General features: G+C 69.6%; 10 protein-coding genes. 6 read left to right on the top strand and 4 right to left on the bottom strand.

The genetic code is table 11. The features are described from left to right. Positions 1-233: 233 nt before the first annotated feature. Positions 234-1517 carry a hypothetical protein gene (locus FFK22_RS38980; protein ID WP_138888873.1) on the top strand — a complete coding sequence of 428 codons (1284 nt, stop codon included), beginning with the start codon at positions 234-236 and terminating at the stop codon, positions 1515-1517. On the opposite strand, the gene FFK22_RS38975 is transcribed toward FFK22_RS38980, so the two are convergent. From FFK22_RS38975 to thrC, 4 genes are all read right to left on the bottom strand, one after another. Continuing rightward, positions 1514-1984: a MarR family winged helix-turn-helix transcriptional regulator gene (locus FFK22_RS38975; protein ID WP_306770241.1), complete on the bottom strand. Its 471-nt coding sequence runs from the start codon at positions 1982-1984 to the stop codon at positions 1514-1516. The genes FFK22_RS38980 and FFK22_RS38975 overlap by 4 nt on opposite strands. Before the next feature lie 67 nt (positions 1985-2051). Continuing rightward, entirely contained in the window at positions 2052-2648 is a 597-nt protein-coding gene (locus FFK22_RS38970; protein ID WP_138888874.1) for a GNAT family N-acetyltransferase, read from the bottom strand. Between the two features lie 20 nt (positions 2649-2668). Then, positions 2669-3925, bottom strand: a complete 1257-nt coding sequence (locus FFK22_RS38965) for a pitrilysin family protein (protein ID WP_186002905.1) — start codon at positions 3923-3925, stop codon at positions 2669-2671. Continuing rightward, positions 3925-5331: a threonine synthase gene (gene thrC, locus FFK22_RS38960; protein ID WP_138888876.1), complete on the bottom strand. Its 1407-nt coding sequence runs from the start codon at positions 5329-5331 to the stop codon at positions 3925-3927. The genes FFK22_RS38965 and thrC overlap by 1 nt, the downstream gene beginning before the upstream one ends. A 438-nt stretch (positions 5332-5769) precedes the next feature. Between thrC and FFK22_RS38955 the strand changes: the two genes are divergently transcribed. From FFK22_RS38955 to FFK22_RS38935, 5 genes are all read left to right on the top strand, one after another. Next, positions 5770-7380: an ABC transporter substrate-binding protein gene (locus tag FFK22_RS38955; protein ID WP_138888877.1), complete on the top strand. Its 1611-nt coding sequence runs from the start codon at positions 5770-5772 to the stop codon at positions 7378-7380. Between the two features lie 61 nt (positions 7381-7441). Continuing rightward, the gene (locus FFK22_RS38950; RefSeq protein ID WP_138888878.1) at positions 7442-8410 is read left to right on the top strand and encodes an ABC transporter permease; all 969 of its coding nucleotides are present in this window, start codon (positions 7442-7444) and stop codon (positions 8408-8410) included. A 4-nt stretch (positions 8411-8414) separates the two neighbouring features. Next, a complete protein-coding gene (locus tag FFK22_RS38945; protein WP_138888879.1) occupies positions 8415-9317 on the top strand; it encodes an ABC transporter permease in 903 nt (300 codons plus the stop codon). 5 nt (positions 9318-9322) lie between these two features. Continuing rightward, a complete protein-coding gene (locus FFK22_RS38940) occupies positions 9323-10309 on the top strand; it encodes an ABC transporter ATP-binding protein (RefSeq protein ID WP_138888880.1) in 987 nt (328 codons plus the stop codon). Continuing rightward, positions 10306-11316 carry an ABC transporter ATP-binding protein gene (locus tag FFK22_RS38935; RefSeq protein WP_138888881.1) on the top strand — a complete coding sequence of 337 codons (1011 nt, stop codon included), beginning with the start codon at positions 10306-10308 and terminating at the stop codon, positions 11314-11316. The genes FFK22_RS38940 and FFK22_RS38935 overlap by 4 nt, the downstream gene beginning before the upstream one ends. Positions 11317-11644 lie beyond the last annotated feature (328 nt).

Below are 11644 nucleotides of genomic sequence, written 5' to 3'. Positions count from 1 at the left end.
CTCCCGTTGCGGGAGGGGGATAGGGGGAGGGGGTTTTCTCCGCTCGATCCGGCCTGGTCCATGGTCGTCCGGCTTGAGCCGCGAGGCGGGATCACTTCGCATTCGCGCGCGGACGCGCGCAGACCCCTCCCCCTGCCCCCCTCCCGCAAGGGGAGGGGGGACTTTAGAAAACTGGCGAGCTTGGTGTCATCCGGGTGCCTCGACGATCGGACCAGCGGGAGCCGCCCCCGGCCATGGCGTTCGCGCTGAACCTCGCCCGGGTCAGGGCGGTCGGCGGCAAGGCGGCGCTGTTCCTGCTGGCCTTCGCGCTCGGCAAGGGCTTCGCCTTCTTCGGGCCGCTGCTGCTGTCGCAGGTGATGAGCCTCCAGGACTACGGCACGGCCGAGCTGGGACTCAGCATCGGCGTGATCGGGGCGCAGATCCTCAGCCTCGGCATCCCGGGCGCGATCCCGCAGCTGGTGCTGATCCGCAAGGACGACCGCGTCCTCGACCTGCTGTTCTTCGTCGTCGCCACGATCGGCCTGATCGGCCTGGGCGCCGCCGCCATCGCCTGGGCCGCCTCGGGCCCGCTGCTGCCGGTCTTCGCCGGCGTCGCCGTCGCCAGCGCCGGGGCGCAGGTCGCCGCCAGCGTCTATTACCGCGCCATGGGGCGCCGCTTCGGCATCCTGGTGGCCGACAACCTGGCGCTCTACGTCTTCCTGATCGTCGGCGCGCTGGTCTTCCTGGCGCTGTCGCGGGTGCCGCTGGCGCCGGTGGTGCTCGGCTGCGGCGCCGTGGCGCTCGGCTTCACCCTGTTCGCCGCCATCGGCCTGGCGCGGACCATCCGGCCGGGCTTCTTCGCCGCCTATGCCGACGCCCGGCGGATGGGCTTCTTCATGATGGTGAACTCGCTGGTCTATTTCGCCATCGTCAACAGCTCGCGGGTGCTGGTCGGCTTCTTCCTGTCGGTCGAGGCGGTGTCGGTCTATGCGGTGTGCTTCCGCATCTCGGCAGCGATCTTCCTGGTACACCAGCTGATCGTGACCGCCTATTTCAAGACGCTGTACGAGGCCTCGGTCGAATGGTTCGACCGCTTCTACCTGGTGCTGCTGGCGCTTACCATGACCGGCGCCGCGATGATCCTGGCCGGCTTCGAGCTGTTCGGCGCCGACCTGCTGCCGGGCTGGCGGGCGCATCTGCCGGAGATGTCGCGGCTGCTGCCCATCGTCTGCATGCAGACGATCTGGTGGGTGTCGCTGGCCCATGTCGAGCTGCGGATCAACCGCGCCCTGATCTCGAAGCAGGCGACGCTGTGGCTGCTCGGCTGCGCCGGGCTGATGGTCGCGGCCCTCGCACTGCTGCAGGCGCTCGGCCTCCTGACCCTGTCGACGGCGGCGCTGGTCTTCGCCGCGACGCTGTTCATCGCGCTGCACATCCAGCTGACGCTGCTCAAGCGCAACGGCGTGGCGCTGCCGCGGATGCGCATCGCGCTGTTCGCGCCGCTGGTGTTCCTGGTCCCAGCCTGGCTGCTGGCTTAAGGCTCGCGCTTGGAGCCGCTGGCCCACAGCCGGCGCAGCTGCTCGACGAAGCCCTGGCTTTCCTGCAGCGCGCCGAAGAACTGGGCGTCGGCCTCGCGCACCCGCGGCATGGCGGCGTTCAGCACCTCGGCGCCCTTGGCAGTCACCCGCAGCTGCCGGGCCCGGCTGTCGGTCGGGTGCGGCGCCCGGGCGATGAAGCCGCCGGCCTCCAGCGACCGCACCACCTGGCTGGTCATCATCGCATCGGTCTTGCAGAAGGCAGCGAGACGGGCCTGGGTGACGTCGTTCTCCTTGCGGCTCAGCCAGGCCAGGCCGGCGAGCAGCACGAACTGCACATGGGTCAGGCCGAGCGGTTCCAGGGTCGAGCGCTGCAGCCGCTGCCACTGGTTGGCGACCTGCCACAGCAGGAAGCCGGGGCTGTTCTCGGGGCGCAGGGTGCGCGAGAGGGTGTCCCAGTCCAAAGCCACGTGCCGCGTTCCGCCATAATTTTGCCCTGACCCTAGGCGCGCAGAGGAACGGCATCAAGCCGGATGGTCACGGTGCCGGGTGAAACTCGGTGTCGACCAGCCCGAACAGCAAGTGATCCCGCCAATCCCCGTCGATCTTGAGGTAGGCGCGGGCCTGGCCTTCGCGGGTAAATCCGAGGCGCAGCAGCAGCTTCTGGCTGGCCTCGTTGTGCGGCAGGCACGCCGCTTCGATTCGGTGCAGCCCGAGCTGGTTGAAGCCGAACGCCACCGCCGCGGCGGTCGCATCGGTCATCAGCCCCTGCTGGGCGAATCGCTCGCCGATCCAGTAGCCGATCGAGGCCGATTGGGCGACGCCGCGGCGGACGTTGGAGAAGCCGATGCCGCCGACCAGCTGCTTGCTGTCGCGCTCGAAGATCAGGAAGCCGTAGCCCTCGTCCTGCCGCCATTCGTAGATCTGGCGGCGCAGCCGGCGCAGATAGGCGGCGCGGCTCAGCGCGTCTTCCGGCCAGGTCGGCTCCCACGGCGTCAGGAAGCTGCGGCTGTCGCCGCGCAGGGCCACCCAGGGGCGCCAATCGCGCAGCCGCGGCGGGCGCAGATAGGTCCGCCGGCCCTCGATCCGGACCGGCGGAAGGGTGCCGAGCCCCGTTCGGAAGAAGCCGATCACCGCCGCCCCGCTCAATGCCGTCAGCCGATCCGGGCGCGGATCGCGTCGTAGCTCTCGAGCTGTCCGACCGGCCCGAGCGCCGCCAGGGTGGGGGCGGTGCGGAACACACGCTCGGCCACCCGGCGCACCGCGGCGGCGTCGATCGCGTCGATCTTCGCCACCACCTCCTCCGGCGGCACCGGCCGGCCGAAGATCAGCATCTGCTGGCCCAGCTGCTCGGCCCGCGCCATGGTCGATTCCAGGCTCATCAGCAGCCCGGCCTTGATCTGGGCGCGGGCGCGGGCGACCTCGTCCTCAGCCGCGTCGCCGATCACCCGGCCGATCTCGCCGCACAGCACCGGCAGCAGCTCTTGCACCTCGGTCTCGCCGGTGCCGGCATAGATGCCGAACAGCCCGCCATCCTGATAGGCGCTGGTGAAGGAGTAGATCGAATAGACCAGCCCGCGCTTCTCGCGGATCTCCTGGAACAGCCGCGAGGACATGCCGCCGCCCAGCAGCGTCGACAGCACCGAGGCGGCGTAGAAGTCCGGGTCGGTGTAGGACAGGCCCGGGAAGCCCAGCACCAGGTGCAGTTGCTCGAGGTCGCGCTCCTCGCGGTGCTCGCCGCCCTGATAGGCGGCGGGGGCGGTGCGCGCCTCGGCCTTGGCCGGCAGGCCGATGAACAGCCGCTCGGCCTGCTCGGCCAGCCGGTCGTGGTCGACCTTGCCGGAGGCGACCAGCACCATGGTGTCGGCGCCGTAGTTGCGGCCGATATAGCCGGCGATCGCCTCGCGCGGCAGGGAGCCTACGATGTCGGCCGTGCCCAGCACCGGCCAGCCGATCGGCTGCTCCGGATAGGCGGCCTCCTGGAACTGGTCGAAGATGATGTCGTCCGGCGTGTCGATCGCCTGGCCGATCTCCTGCAGCACCACGGCGCGCTCGCGCCCCAGCTCGGCCTCGTCGAACACCGAGTTCTGCAGGATGTCGCCGAGGATATCGAGCGCCAGCGGCGCATCCTCTTTCAATATGCGTGCGTAATAGGCCGTGTTCTCGCGGCTGGTATAGGCGTTCAGATGGCCGCCGACCGCCTCGATCTCCTGGGCGATCTCCTGGGCGTTGCGCCGGCGTGTGCCCTTGAACGCCATATGCTCGAGCAGATGGGCGACGCCGTTGACCTCGGCGGTCTCGTGCCGGGTGCCGGCGCCGACCCACAGGCCGACGCAGGCGCTCTCCACGGTCTCGATCGGGTCGGTGACGACGCGCAGGCCGTTCGACAGGGTGCTCTCGCGGGTCGGCATCAGGCCGGCCCTCCATTGGTGCGGGATTCACGGACGAAAGTTTCGATCGCGCCGATCTCGTTCGGCAGCACGGTCAGCCGCTCCTCGCGCTCGAACAGGTCGGCCAGATGCGACGGCAGCGGCGGGCGCCAGCCGGTGGCGCGTTCGACCGCGTCCGGGAACTTGGCGGGATGGGCGGTGGCGGCCACCACCATCGGGATGCCGGGGCCGGCCGGATGGGCGCGGGCGGCGGCCAGGCCGCAGGCGGTGTGCGGGTCGATGGTCTGGCCGGTCGCGGCGCGGGTCTCGGCGATCACCGCGAGCGTGCCCTCGTCGTCCAGCCGGTGGCTGGCGAACAGCTCGGTCGCGGCCTTGTGCATCGCCGGGGTCACGCTGAACCGGCCAGTGCCGCGGAACTCCGCCATCAGCGCACTCAGCCGGTCGGCGTCGCGGTCGCACAGCTCGAACAGCAGCCGCTCGAAGTTGGAGGAGATCTGGATGTCCATCGACGGGCTCAGGCTCGGCTCAACCCCGTCCATCTTCATCTCACCTGATTTGAAGAAGCGGTCGAGGATGTCGTTGCGGTTCGACCCGACCACCAGCTTCGCGATCGGCAGCCCCATCCTGCGGGCGGCATAGGCGGCGAAGACATTGCCGAAATTGCCGGTCGGCACGGCGAAGGCCACCGGCCGGTCGGGCGCGCCCAACGCCAGCGCGGCCGCGGCATAGTAGACGATCTGGGCCATGATCCGGGCCCAGTTGATCGAGTTCACCGCCGACAGATGCACCTCGTCGCGGAACGCGGCGTCGGCGAACATCGCCTTCACCATGTCCTGGCAATCGTCGAAGCTGCCCTGCAGCGCGACGTTCCGGACATTGGCGGAATGCACCGTCGTCATCTGCCGGCGCTGCACCTCGGAGGTGCGGCCCTCGGGGTGCAGGATGACGATGTCGATGGCGGCGCGGTCGCGGCAGGCCTCGATCGCGGCGGAGCCGGTGTCGCCCGAGGTGGCGCCGACGATCATCACCCGCTCGCCGCGCTTGGTCAGCACATGGTCGAACAGGCGGCCCAGCAGCTGCAGGGCGTAGTCCTTGAAGGCGATGGTCGGGCCGTGGAACAGCTCCATCAGCCACAGGTCCTGGTCGAGCTGGACCAGCGGCGCCACCGCCGGATGACCGAAGCCGGTGTAGGTCTCGGCGGCCAGCGCCGCCAGCTCCGCCCGGGTCAGCGCGCCCTCGACGAAGGGCAGCATCACCTCGGTCGCCAGCTGGGCATAGGGCAGGCCGCGCAGGCGCCGCCACTCCTCGGCCGAGCGCGTCGGCCAGGTCTCGGGCAGATACAGCCCGCCGTCGCGGGCGAGGCCGGCCAGAAGCACGTCGTCGAAGGCAAGGGCGGGGGCGTGACCCCGGGTGCTGATATAGCGCACCGAGCATTTCTCCAGGACAGAAGCGGCGTACCCTAGGGCCAAGGCGAAACCGGTGCAAGCCGGCCGGCCGCGGCCTTGGACGGCGCGATCGCATCCCAGACCGGCGCCTCTGGCACGGCAGTTGCTGGGGCTTACCGGGACGAAGGGCGCGGACGGGGAAATGGGGGAATGCGGGACGGATCCGCCGTCGAGAGCGGGCAGGCATTGCCCGAGAATTGGGCACGGATTCCCGATCCGGCTCGACCCGGAGCAAAAGTCGGGCAATCATCGCGACCGGGGAGGCATCCAGTCACGCCGACCGGCGTTCCAGACCGTGGCCGCGACCGGCCGCGCCTTCGAACCTTTTGGACCGGGCCGGCACCGCCGCCCGGAATCCTGCAACCAAGAACCAGCGAGGCAGCGATGGCGGATATGAGACAGCGAGGCAGAGATCGATCCATGGCCCTGGCGGCGCCCGGGCCGCTGCGTTGGGCCGCGGCCGGGCTGCTGATCGGGGCGGCGGTGCTGGCGGCTTCGGCGTCGGCACGGGCGGAGAACACCTTCCGCTTCGCCTTCCAGGGCAACCTGAACACGCTCGACTCGTACCAATACAACGAGACCTTCACGACCGCGACGATGAGCAACGTCTATGAGGGGCTCACCAAGCGCGACCAGCAGATGAAGATCGTCCCGGCCCTGGCCACCGGCTGGGAGGTGACCGATGACGGGCTGAAATGGCGCGTCAAGCTGCGGGAGGGCGTGAAGTTCCAGAACGGCGACGCCTTCACCGCCGACGACGTGCTTTACTCCCTCGACCGGCTGCGCGCCCCGGGCTCGGACATCAAGGGCCGCGTGCCGTCGGACATGAAGGCGGTGAAGGTCGACGACCACACGGTCGACTTCGTCCTGACCAAGCCCAACCCGCTCCTGAACGCGACCTGGGATTCCTGGCCGATCTTCGACAAGGAATGGTCGGAGCAGAACAACGCCGTGGCGCCGTCCTCCACGGCCGATAAGAACCCCGGCTATGCCGTGCTGCACGCCAACGGCACCGGCCCCTTCATGGTCGAGAGCCATGAGATCGGGGTGAAGACGGTGTTCGTGCGCAACCCGGCCTGGTGGGGCAAGCCCGAGGGCAACATCGACCGGGTCGAGTTCACGCCGATCGCGTCTTCGGCCACCCGTGTCGCCGCACTGTTGTCCGGCCAGGTCGACTGGGTCGATCCGGTGCCGGTGCAGGACCAGGACCGGGTGTCCGGCAACGCCGACACCGCGCTGCTGACCGCGCCGGAGCTGCGCACCATCTTCCTGGGCCTGGACCAGGACCGCGACGAGCTCCTGTACTCCAACATCAAGGGCAAGAACCCGTTCAAGGACCAGAAGGTCCGGCTGGCGCTGTACCAGGCGATCAACGAGGATGCGATCGCCAAGCGCATCATGCGCGACCAGGCGACGCCGTCGGCGCTGATGATCTCGCCGGCGCTGTTCGACCAGGCCGACAAGTTCAAGCGCCATCCCTACGACCCCGACGCGTCGAAGAAGCTGCTGGCCGAGGCCGGCTATCCGGACGGCTTCGAGGTCACGCTCGACTGCCCGAACGACCGCTACGTCAATGACGAGGCGATCTGCCAGGCCGTGGTGTCGATGCTGGCCCGGGTCGGGGTCAAGGTGACGCTGAACGCCCAGCCGCGGGCCAAGCACTTCACCCAGATCGGCGAGGCCGGCGGCCACAGCACCAGCTTCTACCTGCTGGGCTGGACCCCGGACGGCTATGATTCGCTCAGCGTCTTCAACAACCTGGTGCGCTGCCGGGCGCCAGGCGTCTCCGTCTCGAATGACGGCGGCTACTGCAACCCGAAGGTCGACGCCCTGGTCGACGCCTTCTCGGTCGAGGGCGACAAGGCCAAGCGCGACGACCTGATCGCCCAGGCCTACGACATCCTGCTGAACCAGGATGTCGGCTACCTGCCGCTGCACCAGCAGGCCCTGTCCTGGGGCGTGTCGAAGAAGTTCACCGTGGTCCAGCGGCCGGACAACTGGCTGATCTTCGACTGGATCAAGAAGAACTGAGAACCCGCCGGGCGGTGGCCGCGGGCCGCCGCCCCTTTACCCTCAACGGCAGCGGGGTGTGATGCTGGCCTTCATCCTGACGCGCATGGCGCAGGCGATCCTGGTGATGCTGGTGGTGGCGCTGCTGGCCTTCACCATGTTCCGCTTCGTCGGAGACCCGATCAACCAGATGGTCGGGCAGGAGACCACCGAGGCGGAGCGCGAGGCGCTGCGCCAGAGCCTGGGGCTGAACGACCCGGTGGTGGTGCAGTTCGTGCGCTATGCCGGCCAGGCCGCGACCTTCGACTTCGGCAATTCCTACCAGTTCAAGCAGCCGGTCTCGGGCCTGATCGGCGACCGCGCCCCGGCGACGCTGGAGCTGTCGCTGACCTCGGCCCTGCTGGCGCTCTTGATCGGCGTGCCGATGGGGGTGTTCACCGGCCTCTATCCCCGGCGCTGGCTGTCGCGCCTGTTCCTCGGCGGCTCGCTGGTCGGGGTGTCGCTGCCGACCTTCCTGATCGGCATCCTCCTGATCTTCATCTTCTCGGTCGAGTTCGGCTGGCTGCCCTCCTTCGGCCGCGGCGACGTGGTGCGGCTGGGCTGGTGGAGCACCGGATTCCTCACCTTGTCCGGCCTGCGCTCGCTGATCCTGCCGGCGATCACGCTCGGCCTGTTCCAGATGACGCTGATCATGCGCCTGGTGCGCGGCGAGATGCTGGAGGTGATGCGCACCGACTTCATCCGCTTCGCCCGCGCCCGCGGCCTGACCGACCGGTCGATCCATTTCGGCCACGCGCTGAAGAACACGCTGATCCCGGTCATCACCATCACCGGGCTGCAGCTCGGCTCGATCATCGCCTTCGCCATCATCACCGAGCAGGTGTTCCAGTGGCCGGGCATGGGCCTCTTGTTCATCCAGGCGGTGGCCAATGTCGACATCCCGATCATGGCCGCCTACCTGCTGCTCAGCGCCTTCATCTTCGTCACCATCAACCTCGTGGTCGACATCCTCTACGCCGCGGTCGACCCGCGCATCCGCGTCGGGGCCTGAGCCGATGCGACGCTTCCTCGACAGCGACCTCGCCTGGCGCTTCCGCCGCTCGCCGATCGCCATCATCGCCCTCGTGGCCGCGCTGCTGATGGCCGCCGGGGCCATCCTGGCGCCGCTGATCGCGCCGCAGGACCCGTTCGACGCGGCCAGCCTCGACCTGATGAACTCGCTGATCCCGCCGGCCTTCGAGGCGGACGGCGACGCGCAATTCCCGCTCGGCACCGACGACCAGGGGCGCGACCTGTTCTCGGCCATCCTCTACGGCACCCGGATCTCGCTCCTGGTCGGCGTCGCGGGCGTCGCCCTGGCGATGCTGATCGGCGTCACTCTCGGCCTCGTCGCCGGCTATCGCGGCGGCTGGGTCGGCGCCGTGATCATGCGCATCGCCGATGTGCAGCTGACCTTCCCGGCAATCCTGATCGCGCTTCTGATCAACGGCATCGCTTTGGCGCTGGTCGGCAAGGGCGGCGGCACCGACGTCCAGATCGGGGTGATCGTCGTCGCCATCGGCCTGTCCTACTGGGTGCAGTACGCCCGCACCGTGCGCGGCTCGACCCTGGTCGAATCGCGCAAGGAATACGTCCAGGCCGCCCGGCTGATCGGCCTGTCGGACTGGACCATCATGTTCCGCCACGTGCTGCCGAACGTGATGGGCCCGGTCCTGGTGATCGCCACCATCAACCTGGCGCTGGCGATCATCACCGAGGCGACCCTGTCCTTCCTCGGCGTCGGGGTGCCGTCGACGTCGCCGTCGCTGGGCACGCTGATCAACATCGGCAACCGCTTCCTGTTCTCCGGCGAGTGGTGGATCACGATCTTCCCCGGCGCCGCGCTGGCGGTGCTGGCGCTGTCGGTCAACCTGCTGGGCGACTGGCTGCGCGACGCCCTCAACCCGAAGCTGCGGTGAGGGCGATGCCAAGTCCTGAAACGGCGAACACCCTCAGCGTCCGCGACCTCAAGGTCCAGTTCAGCAGCCGTCGCGGCCTGCTGACCGCGATCGACGGCGTGTCCTTCGACATCGCCCCCGGCGAGGTGCTGGGCGTGGTCGGCGAATCCGGCGCCGGCAAGTCGATCACCGGCACCGCCGTGATCGGGCTGATCGACCCGCCCGGGCGCATCGCCGGCGGCGAGATCCTGCTCAAGGGCGAGCGCATCGACAACCTCAGGCCCGAGGCGATGCGGCGGATCCGCGGCCGGCGCATCGGCATGATCTTCCAGGACCCGCTGACCAGCCTGAACCCGCTCTACACCGTCGGCCGGCAGCTGACCGAGACCATCGCCACCCACCTGCCGCTCGGCCGCGACGGCGCCCGGCGCCGCGCCATCGCCCTGTTGGAGGAGGTCGGCATCCCGGCGGCGGCGGCGCGGATCGACAGCTACCCGCACGAATTCTCCGGCGGCATGCGCCAGCGCGTGGTCATCGCCCTGGCCCTGGCGGCGGAGCCGGAGCTGGTGATCGCCGACGAGCCGACCACGGCGCTGGACGTCTCGGTCCAGGCCCAGGTGATCGCGGTCTTGAAGCGGCTGTGCCGCGAACGCGGCACGGCGGTGATGCTGATCACCCACGACATGGGCGTGATCGCCGAGACCGCCGACCGGGTGGCGGTGATGTATGCCGGCCGGATTGCCGAGATCGGCCCGGTCAGGACGGTGATCAAGCAGCCGCACCACCCCTACACGGTGGGGCTGATGGGGTCGATCCCGACGGTCACGGGCGACGACGCGCGGCTGCAGCAGATCCCGGGCGCGATGCCGCGGCTGGACGCGATCCCGGCCGGCTGCGCCTTCAACCCGCGCTGCACCGCCGCCTTCGACCGCTGCCGGCGCGACCGGCCGGAGCTGATGGCGGCCGGGCCGGGGGCGGCGGCCTGCTGGCTGGTGGAAGGAGGCCGGGCATGACGGCGAACACCCTGGTCGAGGCGGTCGGGCTGAGCCGCCGCTTCGACCTGTCCAAGCCCCTGCTGGCGCGGCTGCTGGACCGCTCGCCGCGGCTGACCCTCAAGGCCGTGCAGGATGTCAGCTTCACCATCACCCGGGGCGAGACCCTGGCCCTGGTCGGCGAATCCGGATCCGGCAAATCGACCATCGCCCGCCTGGCGGTGGGGCTGCTGTCGCCCAGCGACGGCACGGTGCTGATCGACGGCATCGACCTGTCGGACCCGGCGAAGAAGGTGCAGCTGGCCAAGCTGCGCCGGCGGATCCAGATGATCTTCCAGGACCCCTATGCCAGCCTGAATCCGCGCTGGCGGGTCGACCGCATCGTGGCAGAGCCGATCCGCGCCTTCCGCCTGTCCTCGTCCCAGGCCGAGACGGCGGAGAAGGTGGCGGAGCTGCTGCGCCGGGTCGGCCTCGACCCGCGCGACGGGCGCAAATTCCCGCACGAATTCTCCGGCGGCCAGCGCCAGCGCATCTGCATCGCCCGGGCGCTGGCGTCGGAGCCGGAGTTCATCGTCTGCGACGAGCCGACCTCGGCGCTCGACGTCTCGGTCCAGGCCCAGATCCTGAACCTGATGAAGGACCTGCAGGACCAGTTCGGCCTGACCTATCTGTTCATCAGCCACAACCTGGCGGTGGTCCGGCACATGGCCAGCCGGATCGGCGTGGTCTATCTCGGCCGCATGGTCGAGCTGGCGCCGGCCCGGTCGCTGTTCCGGGCGCCGCGCCACCCCTACACCCGAATGCTGCTGGACGCGTTGCCGGACCTGGAGATGACCGGCCGGCCGCGGCGGATGGTGGAGGGCGAGATCCCCAGCCCGATCGCCCCGCCGCCCGGCTGCGCCTTCCATCCGCGCTGCCCGCTGGCCAATGACCGCTGCCGGCAGGAGGTGCCGCAGCCGCTCGCCGCCGGCGATGCCCTGGTCGCGTGCCATGCGGTGGAGGAGGGCAGGGACCGGGCGGCGGCTTGAGAGACCGCCTGTAGATGCTGCCGGTACCGCCGTCCGGAGGCGGCTCGAAGCTTGGAGGCCAAGCGCCTCCGACCCCTCCCGCAGGGCGGGAGAGGCAAAGATCATCCGATTTCGTAGGTTGGGTTCGCGACAGCGGACCCAACAGGATCGGGGGCCGCGAGGGCGGCGGGATGTTGGGTTCGCCTTGCGAGCCCAACGCGGTCACCCCGTATCCGGGGCCTTGGGCTTGCGGCGGCCGGAGGCGCGGGGCTTGGGCGGATCTTCGTCGTCCTCGCCGTCCTCGTCCGGCACGAAGCCGAGATTCTCCATGGCTTCGTCGGCCATCTCC

The organism is Mycobacterium sp. KBS0706 (assembly GCF_005938675.2).
GTDB lineage: Bacteria > Pseudomonadota > Alphaproteobacteria > DSM-16000 > Inquilinaceae > Inquilinus.
This window is presented reverse-complemented; position numbering and strand designations above follow the sequence as displayed.

Excerpts from the sequence above, each read along its gene's own strand:
- FFK22_RS38980 (WP_138888873.1), top strand. The coding sequence starts at position 234 with ATGGCGTTCGCGCTGAACCTCGCCCGGGTCAGGGCGGTCGGCGGCAAG.
- FFK22_RS38965 (WP_186002905.1), bottom strand. The coding sequence starts at position 3,925 with ATGCCGACCCGCGAGAGCACCCTGTCGAACGGCCTGCGCGTCGTCACC.
- FFK22_RS38955 (WP_138888877.1), top strand. The coding sequence starts at position 5,770 with ATGGCCCTGGCGGCGCCCGGGCCGCTGCGTTGGGCCGCGGCCGGGCTG.
- FFK22_RS38950 (WP_138888878.1), top strand. The coding sequence starts at position 7,442 with ATGCTGGCCTTCATCCTGACGCGCATGGCGCAGGCGATCCTGGTGATG.
- FFK22_RS38945 (WP_138888879.1), top strand. The coding sequence starts at position 8,415 with ATGCGACGCTTCCTCGACAGCGACCTCGCCTGGCGCTTCCGCCGCTCG.
- FFK22_RS38940 (WP_138888880.1), top strand. The coding sequence starts at position 9,323 with ATGCCAAGTCCTGAAACGGCGAACACCCTCAGCGTCCGCGACCTCAAG.
- FFK22_RS38935 (WP_138888881.1), top strand. The coding sequence starts at position 10,306 with ATGACGGCGAACACCCTGGTCGAGGCGGTCGGGCTGAGCCGCCGCTTC.